An 18622-nucleotide genomic window follows, 5' to 3' on the forward strand; every position below is an offset into this window, starting at 1 on the left:
GCCGATGAACCTCTCTGTACGTACTCCCGTTCATGCGCCGCACGAACGAGGAGTACGCATGACGCACCGCGTGACGGACAGACGGAAGTTTCGCCTGATCGCCGGGTTGTCGGCGGTGGCCGTGGTCGCAGCGGGCACCGCAACCGTTGCCCTGGCCGCCAAGAACGGCGAGCCGGCACCGCTCAGCGCCTTCGTACCCATCGAGAAGGTGAACAAGAACGTCGTGGTGCCGAAGGTCGGCAAGGACGGCGCCAGTGGCGTCTTCAGGGTCGACTGCGGCACGAACGAGAGCGGCAAGTTCAGCGCCGACAACCCGGTCGCCCAGCCGGGTCTGAAGCACGGCGCGCAGCACGTCCACGACTTCGTCGGCAACCAGTCGATCAGCGCGGAGTCGACTGACGAGAGCCTGGTCGACGCGGAGACGTCCTGCCGCAACGGAGACCGCTCGTCCTACTTCTGGCCGGTCGTGCGGATCAACCCCAAGGCCAATCCGCAGGACGTCGGCTCGAACCCTGACAAGATCAAGGAGAACGGCCCGGGAGAGGTCGCGTGTCCGGGCGTCGCCCAGCGCCTGCCCGCCGTTCCGCAGCGGGTGCGCGACGAGATCATCAAGAACCTCCAGCAGCTCGCGCAGCAGCTCAGGGAAGCCAACGACCGCGTCGCGCGCGCTCAGAACCCCGGTGACCCGAACTTCGTCAACAACACGGTTCTCGGTCCGTTGCGCGCCAAGCGCGTCGCCACTCTCGAACGCATCGCGAACGCCCTCAGCAGGTCCGCGCGCAAGCCGAACCTGACGTCGCTGGCCGACTGCGACCTGCGGTGGGGTCATGGAGGCGGTGGCGGTCACGGCGGCGGCAACCACGGGTCGAAGCCGCGCAAGTTCGCCTCGGGCGGCCTTTTCCAGCAGGCCGAGCAGAACGACAACGACGAGCAGAAAGCGGCCGGTCAGAACGGCGCCGAGCAGGACGCCGCCACGCCGACCATCAAGTGCCCGTCAGTGCGCGAAGCACTGCCCGGCGTGCCGGATCAGGCCCTCGACGAGGTGGACGACAACCTCAACCAGCTCGACAAGCAGATCGCCGAGGCCAACCAGCGCCTGGTGAAGACCAAGGGCCAGGGCGGGCCGAACTTCATCGACAACGCGATTCTCGGGCCGTTGAAGGACAAGCGGGTCGCGACCCTCGACCGGATCGCGATCGCGATCGGCCGCAACGCCGAGAAGCCGAAGGACCTGGGCCGCCTCGCGAAGTGCGGTCTCAACGAGGCCGAAGAAGGCAACGGCAACGAGGGCAACGGCAACGAGGGCAACAACAACGGCGGCAACAACAACGGCGGCAACAACGGTGGTGCCACGACCACCACCGCCCCGCCCGCGACCACCACCGCCCCGCCCGCGCCGCCGCTGGCCGCTCCCACCGGCAAGAACCTCGAACTGGTCGGCAACCTCGGCAAGATCGTCCGGCCCGCCGAGGTGAAGATCGAGTACCGGGGCAACGCGACCAGCAAGGTCACGGGCATGCCGAAGTTCCTGAAGATGGTCGTCGGTGACGCCAAGCCGACCAGCCGCGGCCCCGCCAACGCCCGCGCGACGTGGACGTGCAGCGGGTTCGAGGACCGCCTGTCCGACAAGTACGTGATCTGCCCGAACGGCAGCAAGGTCATGCGAGTGCACGACTTCGCGGGCTGCTGGGACGGTCAGAACGCCGACAGCGCCAACCACCGCGACCACGTCCGGTTCGCCGACAAGCAGACCGGCGCGTGCCCGCAGGGCTTCAAGGCCATCCCGCAGCTGCGGATCAGCATCTCCTACAACATCTCCCGCGACGTCCAGCAGAAGGGGCAGTACCAGCTCGACGCCTTCCCGGAGGAGAACCACAACCCGTTCTCCGACCACAACGACTTCGCCAACGTCAACTCCGACCAGACCATGGCGAAGATCGTGAAGTGCGTCAACGACGGGCGCAGGTGCTCCTGACCGTCACCTGAACCACCACAGGGGCTTGCCCGGGCTTTTGGTCCGGGCAAGCCCTTTCTAGTGGGCCTCGAAGCCGCCTGCACGACCTGCGCCACGGGGCAGCAAACTCTCGCGCTCGTTTCCGAGGCGGACTGGAAGGTCGTGTCCAGCAAGAGAATTCGGATGAGTACCCGAAAAGCAAAGAAGCAGGTAGAGACGAATCTCTACCTGCTTCTCTGGAGTACGCCGCCAGGGACTCGAACCCCGGACCCGCTGATTAAGAGTCAGCTGCTCTAACCAACTGAGCTAGCGGCGCTTGTTTGTGTGCCGGAGTCTTGCTCGTTCCGACGTGAAGAACGTTAGCACAACGCCTCCGCGCGCTCCCAATCGGCAGGTCAGCGAGGGTTTGAGAGCGCATCGGCCACGTAACGATCCGGCCACTTGCGCAACTTCGGACCACCCCCTGTCGTCACCTAGTCGGGGGACGCCAAAACACCTTCGTGCAGGCAGTCTCGGGAGCGGACACAAGCAGATCGGAAGTACGTCCATGGGGATGTGGAGCAGGCGCGGTCGTGGGGTGGTCATGGCGGGAATCGCTGTGATGCTGATCGCAGGCTGTTCGGGCGGCGGTGACGCGGCGACCGGTGCCGGTGGTGAGTCGAGCAGTGCTCCTCCGCCTCCGCCTAAGCCCGTCACGCTGACGCTGGCGTTGAACAACGGCGCGGCCGACGTCATGCCGGGGCTGCCCGTCATCGCGACGGCGGCGGACGGGAAGCTGACCGAGGTCAAGCTGACCAACCCCGAGGGCAAGGTCGTCGAGGGCAAGATGAACGCCGAGTCGACGCAGTGGACCAACACGGAGCCGCTCGGGTACTCGAAGGCCTACAAGCTGGTCGCCACGGCCACCGGTGCGGACGGCAAGGCGGAGACCAAGGAGTCGAACTTCACCACGGTGAAGCCGCGGACGCTCACCTACGTGTCGACGAACCCCCAGGACGGCACCACGATCGGCGTCGGGCAGCCGCTCGCCTTCTACTTCGACGAGAAGGTGGCCGACAAGGTCGCGGCCGAGAAGATGCTGGAGATCACCACCGAGCCCAAGGTCGAGGGCGCCTTCTACTGGTTCAACGAGAAGGAGGTGCACTGGCGTCCGGAGAAGTTCTGGAAGGCGGGCACCAAGATCACCATGCACGTGAAGGTCTACGGCAAGCACGTCGGCAACGGCATCTACGGCCAGGAAGACCGCATCATCACCACGACGGTCGGTGACGAGGTCATCCACGAGGCCGACGGCCAGACGCACCAGGTGATCACCAAGGTCAACGGCCAGGTCGTCCGCACCATGCCGACGTCGATGGGCAAGCCGGCCGACGCCACCCCCACCGGCACGTACGTGCTGATGGAGAAGCACGACCACATGATCATGGACTCGACGACGTACGGTCTCGCGCTCGAGAACGGCGGCTACAAGACGCCCGTCGACTGGGCGTACCGGATGTCCAACAGCGGCATCTTCTTCCACGGCGCGCCGTGGTCCATCGGTGACCAGGGCAAGCGCAACGTGAGCCACGGCTGCCTGAACCTCTCGCCGGAGAACGCCAAGTGGGTGTTCGACAACAGCAAGCAGGGCGACGTCGTCATCGTCACCAACTCCGGCGGGCCGGCACTCGAGTCGTGGGACGGCTTCGGCGACTGGCAGGTCCCGTGGGCCACGTGGGTCCAGGGCAACCGCTAACTCACTAGGAGACCGTCACCTGGCCGCCCGACACGGCCAGGTGACGGTTCACCTGCACCGCCTCCAGCATCCGCCGGTCGTGCGTCACCAGCAGCAACGTGCCCGGGTAGTTCTCCAGCGCCGACTCCAGCTGCTCGATCGCGGCCAGGTCGAGGTGGTTCGTCGGCTCGTCCAGCACCAGCAGGTTCACCCCGCTGCCCTGCAGCAACGCCAGCGCCGCCCGCGTCCGCTCACCCGGTGACAGCGACGCGGCCGGCCGCATCACGTGGGCCGCCTTCAGGCCGAACTTCGCGAGCAACGTCCGCACGTCGGCCGGGTTCATCTCCGGCACCGCCTCCTGGAACGCGTCCACCAGCGGCAGGTCGCCCAGGAACAGCCCGCGTGCCTGGTCCACCTCGCCCACCACGACGCCGGAGCCCAGGGTCGCGTACCCCGAGGTCAGCTCCAGGCGCCCCAGCAACGCGGCCAGCAGCGTCGACTTGCCCGCGCCGTTCGCGCCGGTGATCGCGACCCGGTCCGCCCAGTCGATCTGCAGGTCCACCGGGCCGAGTGTGAACGAGCCCCGGGAGACCACGGCCGCCCGCAACGACGCCACCACGGCACCGGAACGCGGGGCCGCGGCGATCTCCATCCGCAGCTCCCACTCCTTGCGGGGCTCCTCGACGACCTCCAGCCGTTCGATCATGCGGTCGGTCTGCCGCGCTTTCGAGGCCTGCTTCTCCGTGGCGTCGGCACGGAACTTACGAGCGTTCTTGTCGTTGTCGGTCGCCTTGCGCCGTGCGTTCTTCACGCCCTTGTCCATCCATGCGCGCTGCATGCGGCCACGGGCTTCCAACGACGACTTCGTGTCCGCGTACTCGTCGTAGTCGTCACGGGCGTGCTGACGGGCCCGTGCGCGCTCTTCGAGGTACGACTCGTAGCCGCCGCCGAACAGGCGCACGGAGTTCTGGTGCAGGTCGAGCTCCAGCACGCTGGTGACCGTGCGGGCCAGGAACTCGCGGTCGTGCGAGACCAGCACGGTGCCGGCGCGCAGGCCCGTGACGAACTTCTCCAGCCGCTCCAGGCCGTCGAGGTCCAGGTCGTTGGTCGGCTCGTCGAGCAGGAAGATGTCGTACCGGCTGAGCAGCAACGAGGCCATGCCCGCCCGCGCCGCCTGGCCGCCGGACAGCGAGGTCATCAACGCGTCCAGGCCTACGGTCAACCCCAGGTCGGCGACGACCTCCAGAGAGCGCTCCTCGAGGTCGGCACCGCCCAGCGCGAGCCACTGGTCCAGCGCGTCCGAGTAGCCCTCGTCGTTGCCGGCGGTCAACGCTTCGGTGGCCACGTCCAGCACCCTCTGAGCTTCCGCGACACCGGTGCGGCGAGCCAGGAAGTCGCGGACGGTCTCGCCTTCGAGGCGCTCCGGTTCCTGCGCGAGGTGTCCGACGTTGGCCGCGGGCGGGCTCAGCGTCACGCGGCCGGACTCGGCGGGGATCAGCCCGGCCAGGGTCTTGAGCAACGTCGACTTGCCCGCGCCGTTCACGCCGACGAGCCCGATGACGTCGCCGGGAGCGACGACGAGGTTCAGGTCGGAGAACAGGACGCGGTCTCCGTGACCGGCGGCGAGGTCCTTGGCGACGAGCGTGGTCATGAAGGCTCCCGTAAACGTGAAGAAAGGCCCCCGCGAGTGCGGAGGCCTTTCGACAAAGGGTGAGTGACGGGACTTGAACCCGCGACACCTGGGATCACAACCCAGTGCTCTACCGGCTGAGCTACACCCACCATTGCCAGTCGTTGACCGGCGAGGAAAGCATAGCAACGGTAGCCACCGATATTGAAATCAGGGGGTCATTCGACGTTCTTGAGCAGGTCAGCGGCCACGGCCTGGGCCTGCTCGGTCGACGGGCCGGGCTGCGGCACGAACGCCGTCCGCCGGTAGTACGCGAGCTCCCGGATCGACTCGACGATGTCCGCGAGCGCCCGGTGCGCGAGGCCCTTGCCCGGCTGCGCGTAGTAGATGCGCGGGTACCAGCGCCGGCACAGCTCCTTGATCGACGACACGTCGACCATGCGGTAGTGCAGGTGGGCGTCGAGCGCCGGCATGTCGCGCGCGATGAACCCGCGGTCGGTGGCGATGGAGTTGCCGGCCAGGGGAGCGGTGCGGGGATCGGGCACCCACTCCTTGATGTAGGCCAGCACGGCGGCCTCGGCCTCCTCCAGGGAGACGGTGGACGCGCGCACCTCCTCGGTCAGGCCCGACTTGGCGTGCATCTGCATGACGACCTCCGGCATCGAGGCCAGCACGTCATCGGGAGCGTGGATCACGATGTCCACACCCTCGCCGAGCACGTTGAGCTCGGCGTCCGTGACCAGTGCCGCGATCTCGATCAGAGCGTCCTTGCCCAAGTCGAGTCCGGTCATCTCGCAGTCGATCCACACCAGACGATCCATCACGCCCCGAACATTACTGCGCGGAGCGTCAACTTCGAGTGGCGGCGTGCAGCAACCTGGTTACGCTCCCCGTGCATGACGGCTCAAGCTGAGATCGCCGCGGGGTACGCGTCCGAGGGCGCGGCCATCGAACTCGGCGCCGTGCTGGTCGACGGGACCGTCGAGTCGACCGCGCACGTCCGCATCCCGTTGTCCATGGTCAACCGCCACGGACTTGTCGCAGGCGCAACGGGAACCGGCAAGACCAAGACCCTCCAGCTGCTCGCCGAGCAGCTGTCGAACAACGGCGTCCCGGTGCTGATGGCGGACGTGAAGGGCGATCTGTCCGGTCTGTCGCAGCAGGGCGCCGAGAGCGACCGGACGAAAACCCGCGCGCAGGACACCGGCGACGACTGGCAGTCCCAGGCCTTCCCGGTGCAGTTCCTGTCGATCGGCACGGGCGGCATCGGTGTGCCGCTGCGGGCGACGGTCACGAGCTTCGGGCCGATCCTGCTGTCGAAGGTGCTGGGGCTGAACGACACCCAGGAGTCGACGCTCGGCCTGATCTTCCACTGGGCGGACTCGAAAGGTCTGCCGCTGCTCGACACCAAGGACCTGCGCAGCGTCATCCAGCACCTCACCAGCGACGAGGGCAAGGCCGACCTCAAGGGCATCGGCGGCGTCTCCGGTTCCACGGCGGGCGTGATCCTGCGGGCGCTGGTCAACCTGGAGGCGCAGGGCGGCGACAGGTTCTTCGGCGAACCCGAGCTCGACCCGGCCGACCTGATGCGCCAGCGCGACGGCAAGGGCGTCGTGAGCCTGCTCGAACTCGCTGAGCTGCAGGGCAACCCGGCGCTGTTCTCCACGTTCCTGATGTGGCTGCTGGCGGAGCTCTTCGAGACGCTGCCCGAGGAGGGCGACGTCGAGAAGCCCAAGCTCGTCTTCTTCTTCGACGAGGCGCATCTGCTGTTCTCCAACGCCTCCAAGGCGTTCCTCGACCAGATCACCCAGACCGTGAAGCTCATCCGGTCCAAGGGCATCGGCGTGTTCTTCTGCACGCAGCTGCCGACCGACATCCCGAACGACGTGCTGTCGCAGCTCGGCGCGCGCGTCCAGCACGCCCTGCGCGCGTTCACGCCCGACGACCAGAAGGCGTTGGCGCGCACGGTGAAGACGTACCCGACGACGCCGCACTACGACCTGGAGAAGGCCCTCACGTCGCTCGGCATCGGCGAGGCGGTCATCACCGTGCTGAGCGAGAAGGGCGCGCCGACCCCGGTGGCGTGGACCCGGCTGCGGGCGCCGCGCTCGTTGATGGACACCATCGGCAACGACGCGATCAAGCAGGCCGCCTCGTCCAGCGACCTCCACGGCAAGTACTCGGAGACCGTCGACCGCGAGTCGGCCTACGAACAGTTGATGGCGAAGGTCGCGCCGCCACCCCAGGAGGAACAGCAGCAGGCCCCGGAACCTCCTCGCCGGGAGGAGAAGGAGGAACCGGGGATGGTCGAGAAGGTGCTGGGCAACAGCGCTGTGAAGTCGTTCCTGCGGTCAGCCGGCAGCGCCCTGGCGCGTGAGATCACGCGAGGGCTCTTCGGGACTTCGCGCAAGCGACGCTGACAGCACGGCCGCGCCGATGCAGAGGGCGCCCGCGACGTACCAGGCCAGGTCGTAGCTGCCCAGGTGGTCGCGGGTGAGCCCGGCCGCCGAGGCCGCGATCGCCGCGCCGAGCTGGTGCGACGCGAACACCCAGCCGAACACGACCGGACCGGACATGCCGAAGTACTGGCGGCACAACGCCACGGTCGGCGGCACCGTCGCGACCCAGTCCAGGCCGTAGAAGATGATGAACACCAGCATCGACGGGTGTGCCGACTCGCCGAACAGCTGGGGCAGCAGCATCAGCGAGAGGCCGCGCAACGCGTAGTAGCCCGCCAGCAGCAGCCGCGAGTCCACCCGGTCGGTCAGCCAGCCGGACGCGATCGTGCCCACGATGTCGAACACGCCGACCAGCGCGAGCAGTCCGGCCGCGGTCGTCGTCGGCATGCCGTGGTCGTGCGCGGCGGGGATGAAGTGCGTGCCCACCAGGCCGTTCGTCGAGGCGCCGCAGATCGCGAACCCGCCGGCCAGCAGCCAGAACGGCCGGGTCTTCGCGGCCATCGTCAACGCACCGAGGGCACGCTTGGCGGCACCACCACCGGGTGGCGGGGGAGTGTCCTCGGACGCGCCGAGCGGCAGCAGTCCCACGTCCCGCGGGTACTCGCGCAGGAAGAACGCGGCCAGCGGCACGACGGCCAGCGCGGCGATGCAGATGACCAGCGACGCGGGCCGCCAGCCGTAGCTCTCGGACAGCCACGCCACCGTCGGCAGGAACACCAGCTGACCGGCCGCGCCACCCGCCGTCAGCACGCCCGTGACCAGGCCGCGGTGCTTCACGAACCAGCGTCCGGTGATCGTCGCGACGAACGCCAGCGCCATCGAACCGGTGCCGAGCCCGACCACGACACCCCACAGCAGGATCAGCTGCCAGGACGCGGTCATGAACACCGTCAGCCCGCTGCCGATCGCGACCATGGTCAACGCCCAGGTCACCACGACCCGCACGCCGAACTTGTCCATCAGCGCGGCCGCGAACGGCGCGGTCAGCCCGTACAGCAACAGGTTGATCGAGATCGCGAGCGAGATCGTGGCGGTGCTCCAGCCGAACTCCGCCCGCAACGGCTCGATCAACGCACCCGGCGCCGCGCGGAACGACGCCGCGCCCACCAGGGCGATGAAGGACACGCCTGCGACAACCCAGGCCCAATGGAGTCTCACGACGACAAGGTTCGGTGAAGGCCGACGCTTCAACCAGTGGCCCGATGGCCAACATGTGAAAGAATCAGGCCATGCACCGGATCGCCGTCCTCGCGCTGGAGCAGTCGGTCGCGTTCGACATCGGCAGCTCGACGCACATGTTCGCCCGGCTCGCCGACCGCTACGAGGTGGTCGTCTGCTCGCCGGACCGCCGCCCGATCCCCACGACCGGTGGCTTCACCATCACGCCCGAGCACGGCTTGGAGGTGCTCCAAGACGCGGACACGGTGCTCGTGCCCGGCACCCACTACAAGCCCGCGCGAGAGGGGTGGCTCGAACCCGCGGTGCTGGAGGCGCTCACGACGACGAACGCGCGCCGGATCATGTCGATCTGCACCGGAGCGTTCGTGCTCGCCGCCGCCGGACTGCTCGACGGCAGACCCGCGACCACGCACTGGGGCACCACGGACCAGTTCCGCGCGCTGTACCCGAAGGTGCGGCTCAACCCGGACGTGCTGTTCATCGACGACGGCGACGTGCTCACCTCGGCGGGCGTCGCCGCGGGCATCGACCTGTGCCTGCACGTCATCAGGTCCGACCACGGCAGCGAGGTGGCGAACTGGATCGCCCGCTACTGCGTCGTCCCGGCGTGGCGGCAGGGCGGCCAGTCCCAGTTCGTCGACCGGCCGGTGCCGAGCTACCCGGACACCTCGACCGCGCTCGCCCGCGAATGGGCCTTGGAGCGGCTCCAAGAACCGCTCGACCTCGCCGCGATGGCCGGGCAGGTGCGGATGAGCGTGCGCACGTTCACCCGCCGGTTCCGCGCGGAGACCGGCATGTCACCGGGCCAGTGGCTGACGCAGCAGCGCGTCGACCGGGCCCGGCACCTGCTGGAGTCGACCGACCTGCCGATCGACCAGGTCGCGAACCACGCCGGCTTCGGCACCGGCGCGGCTCTGCGACAGCAGCTGGCCGCCTCGATCGGGGTCTCGCCGAGCGCCTACCGTCAGACGTTCCGCTCGGCTTGATCGTCCACAGTGGAGTCGATCAGGAACGGGCGCAGCAGGTCCGGCACCGCCTCGTCGGCCAGCGCCAGGCCGTGGGACTCGCCGACGTCCGTGACGTGGTAGACACCCGCGCCCGCCGCGGTGGTCGCGCCGATCGTCACCAGCCCGCTGCGGCGCTGGAAGAACGACCGGTGGATGCGCCACCCGATGATGCCGGTGCGCTGCAACGCCACGGTGCTGCGGACGAGGGAGTTGTTGCGCGTCACCAGATACCGCTCGTCCAGCGCGTTGCCGAGTGAACGGTAGTTGTCCCAGCCGACCAGCGCGGCGAACGGGAGGATCGCCACCGGGATCGGCCACGCCCAGGACGGCGCCCAGATCGCGAGGCCCACGGCGATCACGACCCACGGCAGCACGTGCCGGAACATGCTGCGGCGCAACGCGGCGAACGGGTGCTTGCGCAGCCTCAGCGTCGTCGGGTCGTTGCCGACCTTCAGCACGTCCCGCGAGACCTGGTGCGCCACGGACAACGGCGCGGGCGGCAGCAGCAGGTTGCTCTCGCCCTTCGAACCCAGGCCCGTCGTCACCGCGGCGAGCTTCGCGCCCTTGCCCGCGCGCACCAGCAGCGGTTCCTGGATGTCGACGCCGCGAAGCCGTTGCTCCTCCACCGAAACCGAGCGGGTGGTGAGCAGACCCCGTTGCACGCGCACGGTTCCGTCCGGCTCGCGGGTCAGCTGGTAGTTCCAGAACTGCAGGATGTAGAGCGGGACCGACAGGATCAGTCCGACCACGGCCAGCCCGACCAGGAACGCCGCGATGAGCGCGAGGCTCGGGTTCTCGAACAGCCACTCCCACAGGTCCTGCACCGGGTGCAGGCCGAGGTCGTCGGCGTAGTTCGACAGCACGCCGAACACGGCGCCGATCGCGACGAGGCCCGACAACGACAGCGGCGCGTACTTGAGCCACTTCAGGTCGAGCTTCGAGATGACCTCGGACTCGGGCAGCGGAACCGGTTCCGCGCTCTCGCCCTCCGAAGCGACCGGCCTGGGCGCGGTTCCCTTCTGCAGCAACAACAACCGCAGCCGTTCGGCCTCCTGCTGCGTCACCGCGTCGAGCGTGAGGCCGTCCGTGCCCGGCACGTCCTGCTGCCCGGTGCCGATCCGCACCGCCGAGAGCCCGAAGATCCGGTGGCCCGGCTTGGACGTCAGGTCGACCGTCCTGATGCGATCACGCGGCACCGCGAGCTGCTTGCGGGTCAACAGACCCGTGTGCAGCTCGACCTGGTCGTCGGTGATGCGGTACCTCGTGGTGCGCCAGATGAGGTAGCTGAACGCGAGGATCGCCGCGACCGTCGCGCCGGACGCGATGAGCCGCCACTTCTCGCCGTTGCCGGTGAACAGCAGCACGAGGATCGGCACCAGCATCGCGATGCCCTCGTTGAGCGGCCGCACGACCAGCATCCGCACGTGCAGGCGGTGCCACTCCTGCAACGGCTCGGTGAACTCCGGCGCGGCGGGCAGCCCGGCCGGAACCTCCGCCGGGGTGGTCACGTGGCATCACCGGGCGTGGCCTGGGTGGTGTTCGTCAGTTCCACCACGAGCCTCTGCGCGACCTCGTGCTCCAGGCCCTCGATCTCCACCGGGCCGGCGGCCGACGCCGTCGTCACCGTGACGGTCGAGAGGCCGAGCATCTGCTGGAACGGCCCGCGTTTCGTGTCGATCGTCTGGATGCGCGACACCGGCGCGACCCGCCACTCCTGGTTCAGCCAGCCGGAGAGGGTGTAGACGGCGTCCGGCGTGGTCTCCCAGCGGTGCACGCGGTAGCGCCAGCTCGGTTCGACCGCGGTGTGCACGACGCCGACGACGCCGGTGGCGATCATGAGCACGAGCTCCCACGTCGGCGGGTTGCTCACCAGCAGGAACACGATCAGCTGGGGCACGAACAGCACGAGCCAGAAGACGGCGGCCTGCATCGTCCACAGCAGGACGGACTTCGGGCTCACCTGGTGACGAGGCGTGCGCAGTTGCAGAGTCACCCCACAAGGGTGCCTCACCCGCACCTGCCGGTGTGGTCAGGTGTGTCAATTGGTGTGTCGGTGACCGGGGTGGTCCCGCTTGCGAGGGAGGCGGGACCACCCCGGTTCGGGCTAACGGGTCAGGGCTGGGCGCAGTACGGCGGCGTGAACTTGTCGGGCTCGTCCGCCGATGCCGCACCGGACATCGCGAGCAGCGCCCCCAAACTGAGGATCACGGCCGCGACGGTTCGAGCGATAGTGTTCAACTTCATTGAGGGGCTCCTTCGTTAGGTGGCGGCCGTGGATGAGGGCAGGAAGTCGTTGACCAGGTTCGGTGCGCGGTTGCGCGCGGTCCGGCTGCAGCGCGGTTTGTCGCAAAAGGACCTCGCGTGCCCCGGTGTCTCCATGAGCTACGTGTCGCGGCTCGAGTCCGGCGAACGGGTGCCGTCGCCCACCGTCGTCCGCAGGCTCGCCGAGGTGCTCGGCGTCGACCCGTCCGAGCTCGTCGTCGACGAGGACCGCACCGCCATGCAGGACGAGGCGCTGGCGTGGTGCGAGGCCCTGATGGCCTACCACGACGGCGACCTGGTGCTGGCCGTCGATCTGCTGGAAACGCTGGGAAAGCGCACCGACGAGGAGATGTTCGGCTGGTGCGTGCGCTGGACGCGCCTGGTGGTGCTCGCCCGGCAGCGCGACCACGAGGGTCTGCTGCTGGCGGCGTCGAAGCTGCGCAAGTCGTGGTCTCCCGGTCCGGCGGTGGACGCGCTCGTGGAGATCCTGCGCGCATCCTCGTTGCGGCGCCTCGCCCGGACGGCCGAATCCGTGAAGGCCGCGACCGAGGCCGTCGAGTTGGCGAACGGCGACGGTGAACGGGTGCGCCGCGTCCACACGCGCGCGCTCATCGCGTTGTGCGCGGAGCTCACCGCGGCCGGGCGCCTGGCCGACGCCGAACAGGTCGTGGACCAGCTTTCCGTGCGGCTGCCCGAACTCGGCCGCGACCGGCTCGCGATCTCCACGTGGTGGGTGCGCGCGAAGGTCGCGGATCGCCTGGGGGACCGGATGGAGGCCGCGCACTGCATCCGCGAGGCCATCGGGATGCTCGGCGACCACGGCGGTGATCCCGAGTACGGCTGCCGGGTCCGCCTGGCCGGGGCGGCCATCGCGCTGCGCACACCGGGAGCGAACCTCGACGACGTGGTCGCGTTGCTGGACGAGGTGGAGACGACGATCGCGGCCCTGCGAGGGCAGGACGGCCTGCTCGCCCACGCCCGCGCGCTGCGAGCGGAACTGGCGCTGCGCGACGGAGAGGTCGACCGGGCGCGCGCACTCGCCGAGGTGGCGCTCGCGACCGGACGGCTCGACGCCGAACAGCAGCTGCGGTGCCACCTCCTGCTCGTGCGGGCGGCGGACGAGGGTGATCCGGAGGACGGTGCCGGAGCGCGGACGGCGCTGGCGGCACTGCTGGAGAACATCAACCCCGAGGGCGTCGACCCGCTGCTGTGGCGAGACGTGGCACGCATCGCGCTCCGGAAGCACTAGTGCTTCGAGCGCCAGGCGGCGTTGCCTCCCCATGACCGTCCCTCGCTCATGAACCGGACACCTTGTTAACGGAGCATGACACAGACCAGTTACCCATCACATCACCCAATTCCACCTCGTGGACATGGGTAAAAAACCCGGGAACCGGCAGTTCCCGGTGAACGACAAGCGGCCGAACGGGCGATGGTCAACCGGTCCGCTCGGCCTATTTGTCAATACCTTGCCAATGCATGTCTAGGTGGTGGTGAGGTTCATCCACCACACGATGGCGCCGGCGCGGCCGTTGACGTCAAGGGTCGTGTAGATGCGCTGGAGGTGGTTCTGCACGGTCTTGGGCGACAGGCCGAGCGACTCCGCGATCATCGCCGTGCTCGCCCCGGCGGCCACGAGCCGCAACACTTCGATGCCGCGTTTGGTGAGTCCTGCCCGCAGTGCGCGGGCGATCCGCGTGTTCGTGTGCTCCGCGGTGCCGGTCTCGTGCAGCTCGCCGACGCGCGGGACGCGCACCACCGCGTCCTCCCGCTTGGGCTCGAAACGCCTGTGCGCCAACTGTTCCACGAGACGTGACGACAGGTCGTGCTCGCGCATCCGGAGCAGGTCGCGGCCCTCCTGCAGTTCCCACAACCGGTACTGCTCCAACTGCATCCGCGCGTGGCGCAGCGCGCGTTCGAACTCACCTGTCCGTTCGTGCGCCTCGCTCAACTGCTGGTGCGCGTGCACCGCCACTTCCCGTGCCAGGCAGCTCATCGCGAGCTCGGCGGCCTGGGAGAGCTGGGCTATCTGCTCGGGGTGACGCCCCCGCGCCCCGCTGAGCCGCGCCCGGACCATCAGCGCCTCCGCCCGTGCCACCGGGCGGGTCCTTCCGGCAAGCAACTGGTCAGCGCGCTGCCAGCTGCGGTGCGCGCGGTCAAGTTCACCCAGATCGATGCGCACGTGTGTCAGCAGAACGTTGACCATCGCCATCCGCACCGGGTCGCCGAGCGTCTTCCACCGGTCGCGGACCTGAGCGCACAACGCTTCCGCACGGCGGAGTTTGCGCACGCACGGCTCTCCGTCGAGGCTGCAGCGGTTCTCCTCGGTGCGCATCATGCAGTGCTCGTGGTACTGCATCCGCATCACCCGCGCCTGTTCGAACAGCACCGAGCCGATCAGCTCGTTGTCACCGGTGAGCTCCGCGAGACCGAGCGCGCGGGCGAAGGAGTTGAAGCTCCGTTCCCGCGAATCGAGACGCAGTTCCACCACGGCACGGGAAAAGCTGCACCGCGCCTGGAGTCCGATGTGGCGGTTCGCCGCCGCGATCGCCTGCACCTTGTCGATCGTGTCGAGCGCGCTGGGCCACAGCCCTCGCTTGCCCAGCGCGACCGATTGGGCCAGAACGCCCTCGGCCACGCCCTCCGCGTCGTCCAGCCACGAGAACGCGGCCACGGCCTTCTCCGCGTACTCCAACGCCTCGCCGGGCCTGCCCTCGTCCAGGGCGATGCGTGCCTCGCGCAGGTTGTGCACGGCGTTGGACCGCGGATCCGCGGACCTGCCGGGAACCGTCATGGTGAAGCCCCCTCACTTCGAGGGCTGACTCTAGTGCTGCTCCCGCAATTGACGTTTCAACACTTTTCCGGCTGCGTTGCGGGGCAACTCGTTGACGAAGAAAACATCCCGGGGAACGGAGTATCGCGCCAGGTTCGCCTTCACGTGTTCACGTACGTGTTCGGCCGTCAGGGTTTTTGCGCCGACAACGAAAGCGGCGAGGCGCTGGCCCCATTCCTCGTCCGGCACACCGAGAACCGCGACCTCGGTGACGCCGTCGAGCATCGAGAGGAGTTCCTCCACGTCGTGCGGGTAAACGTTCTCGCCACCTGAGACGATCATTTCGTCGTCACGGCCGGCCACGAACAGCAAGCCGTCCTTGAGGTAACCGAGATCACCGGTCGACATGAGGCCGTTCAACGATTCCTTGCTGGTGCCGTTGGTGTAGCCGTCGAACAGCATCTCGTTGCCGACGAAGATCCGCCCGGTGTCGCCCGGCGTCACCGGCTTGCCCTGATCATCCACAATGGCCAGTCGGGTGCCGAGCGGTGGCTGGCCCGCCGTGCCGGGCTCGCGCAGCATCTCTTCGGGCGTGGCGATGCTCGCCCAGCTCACTTCCGTTGAGCCGTAGAGGTTGTAGAGCACCGGGCCGAACTCCCGCAGGGTGCGGGCGGCGACCTTCGGCGGGAGGGCCGAGCCGCTGGACGCGATGATCCGCAGCTTCGGCCGGTGCTCGGTCTCCAGCATGCGTTGCAGCATCACGGGAACCACGAACATCGCGGTGCACCTCGCCGCGTCCTGCAGCGCCTGTGCCGGGTCGAACTTGCGGCGCAGCACGAGGGTCGCGCCGAGCACGAGCCCGAGCTGGAACGCGGCGAGCCCCCAGGCGTGGAAGAGCGGGGAGGTGATGGAGATGACGTCGCCGTGCTTGAGCGGGATCCGCGAGAGCAGCGCGGCGGCGGGGGCGAGGCTCGCGGGCTCCGGGCGGCGGGCGCCCTTCGGCGTGCCGGTGGTGCCGGAGGTGAGGATGATCAGCCGGCCGCGCGGAGGTCTGCGGGGGAGCGGCTTCACGGGCCCGTCAGCGATCAGCGACTCGAGCTCGTCGGTGAAGTAGGTGGGCAGGTCGGGCACCACGCCGGCGAACTCGCGGTCCGCGACGATCCTGTCGATCTTCTGGTCCTGCGCGACCTGGGCCAGTTGTCCTTTGCTCAGGCTGGTGTTGAGCAGCACGGCGTCGGCGCCGATCTTCGTGCACGCCGTCATCGTCTCGATGAACGCGCGGCCGTTGCGGCACAGCAGCCCGACGCGTTCCTTGGCGCGGAACGCATGCGCGAGCCTGCTGGTGCGCTCGTTCACCTCCGCGTACGTGAGCACGCCGTCGTCGTCGATGATCGCCGCGCGGTCCGGATGCCGTCCCGCGCCTGTCTGGTACCCCCACGCCAGTGTGATGTCCCACTGCAGATACCCGCGCACGGTGCCGGAGAGCCCTCGCGGGCCCAACGGCCGGATCACTCCGGCTTTGACCAGGGTCAGCAGCACGCGGGTCACCATGAGACCCACTCTGCCATCTACCTACTAGCGAGTAGGTAACGGTGTGACGGCGGTCACATATCGGTGTTGGACGCGCTCACGACGGCGTCCCGCAACGCCGCCCGCAGGCGACCGACCTCCAGTGGTGTCAGCACGGCGGCCTCTCCCGGCGGCACGGTGATCACGATGTGCCCCTGGCTGACGAACACCGTCATGTCCCGTCGGCGCGAAGCGATGTCGCGGCAGCTCACCTGCCACTCCTCTTTGGCTCCCACGGGTTTCTTCCTCCAGCTCACTCGGCACGCCGGCTCGGTGCCGCCGGCGCTCACGTCAGAGAGACGTGCGTCACCGTTGGTCATGACGGAGGTTTCGGCTTCTCCGTCCGGCGACCGCGCCGAGCTGCGGTTAGCGTCGCACGTGGGATGAGAATAGATCACCTGGAGGGGTGAAAATGGCGGAACCGCAACGCATCGTGATCGTCGGCACGGGTCTTGCCGGTGCCTCCGCGGCGAGCGCTCTCCGCGACCGCGGCTACGACGGCAAGATCACCATGTTCGGCACCGAACGCCACCGCCCGTACGAACTTCCCGCGCTGTCCAAGGACGTGCTGCTCGGCAAGGCCGCCGAACCGGCCTGGGTGCACGAGCCGAGCTTCTACTCCGACAACGAGATCGACCTCCGGCTCGGGGTGTCCGTCCTGGACCTGCGACCCGGTGATCACGCGATCGCCGACTCGGACGGAGCAGTGCGTTCCTACGATCGGCTCTTGCTCGCGACCGGCTCCCGCCCCCGCGTTCTGCCTGGAGCGCAAGGACATGTGCTGCGGACGCTGGACGACTCGCTGGCGTTGAAGTCGGCTCTGCGCGAGGGCCGGCACGTCGTGATCGTCGGCGCGGGCTGGATCGGCTGCGAGGTGGCGTCCGCCGCCCGCACCCACGGCTGCCGCGTCACGGTGGTCGATCCACTGAACGAACCGCTCGTGCGCGTGCTCGGTGCCGAGATGGGCGCGATGTTCCGCGGCCTGCACGAGGAGCATGGCGTGGAGTTCAAGCTGGGTACGGGGGTCGCGAACTTCTCACCGTCCGGCCTGCGGCTGGACGACGGCACCGAACTGCATCCGGACGTGACGGTGCTCGCCGTGGGGGCGACACCACGGCTCGAACTGGCCGAGGCCGCCGGGCTGGAGCTGGCCTCCGGCGGCGTCGCGGTCGACGCGCTGCTGCGCACGTCCGCGCCCGACGTCTTCGCGGCCGGCGACATCGCGGCGCAGGACCACCCCCGCTACGGCGACCGGATCCGCGTCGAGCACTGGGCGAACGCGAAGGACCAGGGCACGCACGTCGCGGGATCGTTGCTCGGGCTGGACGAGCCCTACGCGAAGTCGCCGTACTTCTTCACCGACCAGTACGACCTGGGCATGGAGTACCGCGGGCTCGCCGGCCCGGACGACGAACTCGTCGTGCGCGGTGACGTGGCGGCACGGGAGTTCATCGCGTTCTGGCTGCGTGACGGGCGGCTGCGGGCGGCGATGAACGTTAACGTCTGGGACCACGGCACGGCGTTGAAGGCGCTGGTGGACGCGCAGGCGACGGTGACGCCGGAGCAGCTTCGTGAGGCGGACCTGGGCGCTTTGGTCTAGATGCAGGAGCCCTGCATGGGACCTTCTCCGCGGGAGAGGTCCTGCAGGGCCTTGCGGATGATCACCATCTCCTCGTGGGAGAAGCGGGAGTGGAAGCCGCGCTCCACCTCGGCGAGCGCCTCGCCCGCCTCCTTCTGCAGCTCCCGGCCCTGGTCGGTGATCACCGGTGTGCGCACCCGCCGGTCGTTCGGGTCGGGGACGCGCTGGACCAGGCCGGCCCGTTCGAGCTTGTCGAGCTCGCTCGTCAGCGTGGTCTTGTCGAGGCCGAGCATCGCGCCGAGCTTGAGCTGGGTGCGCTGGAGCTCCTCGTTGGCGAGCGCCTGCAGCACCAGCTGGCCGCGCAGTGAGATCCCGAACTTCGCGATCTCGTCGGCGAACGCGCCGCCGACGCGCTGGGTGGCGCGGTGCAGCAGCCAGTTGAAGTCCCACTTCTCCAAGCAGGCTTCGACGAGTTCTGACTGCTCCTCCATGTGTT

At 68.6% G+C, this 18622-nt stretch carries 16 protein-coding genes and 2 tRNA genes; 6 read left to right on the forward strand and 12 right to left on the reverse strand.

Going from position 1 to position 18622, the window contains the following annotated elements:
• The first annotated feature begins 58 nt into the window (after window positions 1-58).
• The gene (locus tag PV646_RS36450; protein ID WP_500346858.1) at window positions 59-1975 is read left to right on the forward strand and encodes a DUF1996 domain-containing protein; all 1917 of its coding nucleotides are present in this window, start codon (window positions 59-61) and stop codon (window positions 1973-1975) included.
• Between the two features lie 221 nt (window positions 1976-2196).
• On the opposite strand, the gene PV646_RS36455 is transcribed toward PV646_RS36450, so the two are convergent.
• Window positions 2197-2270: transfer RNA gene (locus PV646_RS36455), tRNA-Lys, on the reverse strand.
• 267 nt (window positions 2271-2537) lie between these two features.
• Between PV646_RS36455 and PV646_RS36460 the strand changes: the two genes are divergently transcribed.
• Window positions 2538-3689 (forward strand): L,D-transpeptidase, encoded by a 1152-nt coding sequence (locus PV646_RS36460; protein WP_500346859.1) that lies wholly within the window; start codon window positions 2538-2540, stop codon window positions 3687-3689.
• A gap of 4 nt (window positions 3690-3693) precedes the next feature.
• Here the strand turns inward: PV646_RS36460 and PV646_RS36465 are convergent, their stop codons facing one another.
• The 3 genes from PV646_RS36465 to orn form a co-directional block, all read right to left on the reverse strand.
• The gene (locus PV646_RS36465; protein WP_500346860.1) at window positions 3694-5319 is read right to left on the reverse strand and encodes an ABC-F family ATP-binding cassette domain-containing protein; all 1626 of its coding nucleotides are present in this window, start codon (window positions 5317-5319) and stop codon (window positions 3694-3696) included.
• A gap of 58 nt (window positions 5320-5377) precedes the next feature.
• Window positions 5378-5450 (reverse strand) — tRNA-His (locus tag PV646_RS36470).
• 66 nt (window positions 5451-5516) lie between these two features.
• Window positions 5517-6122 (reverse strand): oligoribonuclease, encoded by a 606-nt coding sequence (gene orn / locus PV646_RS36475; protein ID WP_500346861.1) that lies wholly within the window; start codon window positions 6120-6122, stop codon window positions 5517-5519.
• A 72-nt stretch (window positions 6123-6194) separates the two neighbouring features.
• On the opposite strand from orn, the gene PV646_RS36480 reads away from it, so the two are divergent.
• Window positions 6195-7718, forward strand: a complete 1524-nt coding sequence (locus PV646_RS36480; RefSeq protein WP_500346862.1) for a helicase HerA-like domain-containing protein — start codon at window positions 6195-6197, stop codon at window positions 7716-7718.
• On the opposite strand, the gene PV646_RS36485 is transcribed toward PV646_RS36480, so the two are convergent.
• A complete protein-coding gene (locus tag PV646_RS36485; RefSeq protein WP_500346863.1) occupies window positions 7650-8915 on the reverse strand; it encodes an MFS transporter in 1266 nt (421 codons plus the stop codon). The genes PV646_RS36480 and PV646_RS36485 overlap by 69 nt on opposite strands.
• Window positions 8916-8986: 71 nt before the next feature.
• Here PV646_RS36485 and PV646_RS36490 point away from each other — a divergent pair, with 71 nt between their 5' ends.
• Window positions 8987-9922, forward strand: a complete 936-nt coding sequence (locus PV646_RS36490) for a GlxA family transcriptional regulator (RefSeq protein WP_500346864.1) — start codon at window positions 8987-8989, stop codon at window positions 9920-9922.
• Here the strand turns inward: PV646_RS36490 and PV646_RS36495 are convergent.
• The 3 genes from PV646_RS36495 to PV646_RS36505 all read right to left on the reverse strand — a co-directional run bounded on the left by PV646_RS36495 (window position 9901) and on the right by PV646_RS36505 (window position 12187).
• The gene (locus tag PV646_RS36495; protein ID WP_500346865.1) at window positions 9901-11451 is read right to left on the reverse strand and encodes a PH domain-containing protein; all 1551 of its coding nucleotides are present in this window, start codon (window positions 11449-11451) and stop codon (window positions 9901-9903) included. The genes PV646_RS36490 and PV646_RS36495 overlap by 22 nt on opposite strands.
• Window positions 11448-11936 (reverse strand): PH domain-containing protein, encoded by a 489-nt coding sequence (locus PV646_RS36500; protein WP_500346866.1) that lies wholly within the window; start codon window positions 11934-11936, stop codon window positions 11448-11450. The genes PV646_RS36495 and PV646_RS36500 overlap by 4 nt, the downstream gene beginning before the upstream one ends.
• A 119-nt stretch (window positions 11937-12055) precedes the next feature.
• Entirely contained in the window at window positions 12056-12187 is a 132-nt protein-coding gene (locus PV646_RS36505; RefSeq protein ID WP_500346867.1) for a hypothetical protein, read from the reverse strand.
• A 28-nt stretch (window positions 12188-12215) separates the two neighbouring features.
• Here PV646_RS36505 and PV646_RS36510 point away from each other — a divergent pair, with 28 nt between their 5' ends.
• The gene (locus PV646_RS36510) at window positions 12216-13454 is read left to right on the forward strand and encodes a helix-turn-helix domain-containing protein (protein WP_500346868.1); all 1239 of its coding nucleotides are present in this window, start codon (window positions 12216-12218) and stop codon (window positions 13452-13454) included.
• 234 nt (window positions 13455-13688) lie between these two features.
• Here PV646_RS36510 and PV646_RS36515 read toward each other — a convergent pair whose 3' ends face one another.
• Genes PV646_RS36515 through PV646_RS36525 form a run of 3 tightly spaced genes read right to left on the reverse strand, consistent with a single transcriptional unit; the run spans window position 13689 to window position 16783 of the window.
• Window positions 13689-14999 (reverse strand): helix-turn-helix transcriptional regulator, encoded by a 1311-nt coding sequence (locus tag PV646_RS36515; RefSeq protein ID WP_500346869.1) that lies wholly within the window; start codon window positions 14997-14999, stop codon window positions 13689-13691.
• A gap of 30 nt (window positions 15000-15029) precedes the next feature.
• The gene (locus PV646_RS36520; RefSeq protein WP_500346870.1) at window positions 15030-16529 is read right to left on the reverse strand and encodes an AMP-binding protein; all 1500 of its coding nucleotides are present in this window, start codon (window positions 16527-16529) and stop codon (window positions 15030-15032) included.
• 53 nt (window positions 16530-16582) lie between these two features.
• Complete coding sequence (locus PV646_RS36525) at window positions 16583-16783, reverse strand: hypothetical protein (protein ID WP_090010112.1); 201 nt, start codon at window positions 16781-16783, stop codon at window positions 16583-16585.
• A 176-nt stretch (window positions 16784-16959) separates the two neighbouring features.
• Between PV646_RS36525 and PV646_RS36530 the strand changes: the two genes are divergently transcribed.
• Window positions 16960-18147, forward strand: a complete 1188-nt coding sequence (locus PV646_RS36530) for an NAD(P)/FAD-dependent oxidoreductase (RefSeq protein WP_500346871.1) — start codon at window positions 16960-16962, stop codon at window positions 18145-18147.
• Here PV646_RS36530 and PV646_RS36535 read toward each other — a convergent pair.
• Complete coding sequence (locus PV646_RS36535) at window positions 18144-18617, reverse strand: MarR family winged helix-turn-helix transcriptional regulator (protein ID WP_500346872.1); 474 nt, start codon at window positions 18615-18617, stop codon at window positions 18144-18146. The two genes, PV646_RS36530 and PV646_RS36535, sit on opposite strands and share 4 nt — an antisense overlap.
• Window positions 18618-18622: the final 5 nt, after the last annotated feature.

Source organism: Streptomyces sp. ID05-26A, assembly GCF_033794685.1.
Taxonomy (GTDB): domain Bacteria; phylum Actinomycetota; class Actinomycetes; order Mycobacteriales; family Pseudonocardiaceae; genus Lentzea.

Excerpts from the sequence above, each read along its gene's own strand:
- PV646_RS36465 (WP_500346860.1), bottom strand. The coding sequence starts at position 5,319 with ATGACCACGCTCGTCGCCAAGGACCTCGCCGCCGGTCACGGAGACCGC.
- PV646_RS36460 (WP_500346859.1), top strand. The coding sequence starts at position 2,538 with ATGGCGGGAATCGCTGTGATGCTGATCGCAGGCTGTTCGGGCGGCGGT.
- PV646_RS36505 (WP_500346867.1), bottom strand. The coding sequence starts at position 12,187 with ATGAAGTTGAACACTATCGCTCGAACCGTCGCGGCCGTGATCCTCAGT.
- PV646_RS36480 (WP_500346862.1), top strand. The coding sequence starts at position 6,195 with ATGACGGCTCAAGCTGAGATCGCCGCGGGGTACGCGTCCGAGGGCGCG.
- PV646_RS36535 (WP_500346872.1), bottom strand. The coding sequence starts at position 18,617 with ATGGAGGAGCAGTCAGAACTCGTCGAAGCCTGCTTGGAGAAGTGGGAC.
- PV646_RS36490 (WP_500346864.1), top strand. The coding sequence starts at position 8,987 with ATGCACCGGATCGCCGTCCTCGCGCTGGAGCAGTCGGTCGCGTTCGAC.
- PV646_RS36515 (WP_500346869.1), bottom strand. The coding sequence starts at position 14,999 with ATGACGGTTCCCGGCAGGTCCGCGGATCCGCGGTCCAACGCCGTGCAC.
- PV646_RS36450 (WP_500346858.1), top strand. The coding sequence starts at position 59 with ATGACGCACCGCGTGACGGACAGACGGAAGTTTCGCCTGATCGCCGGG.
- PV646_RS36520 (WP_500346870.1), bottom strand. The coding sequence starts at position 16,529 with ATGGTGACCCGCGTGCTGCTGACCCTGGTCAAAGCCGGAGTGATCCGG.
- PV646_RS36530 (WP_500346871.1), top strand. The coding sequence starts at position 16,960 with ATGGCGGAACCGCAACGCATCGTGATCGTCGGCACGGGTCTTGCCGGT.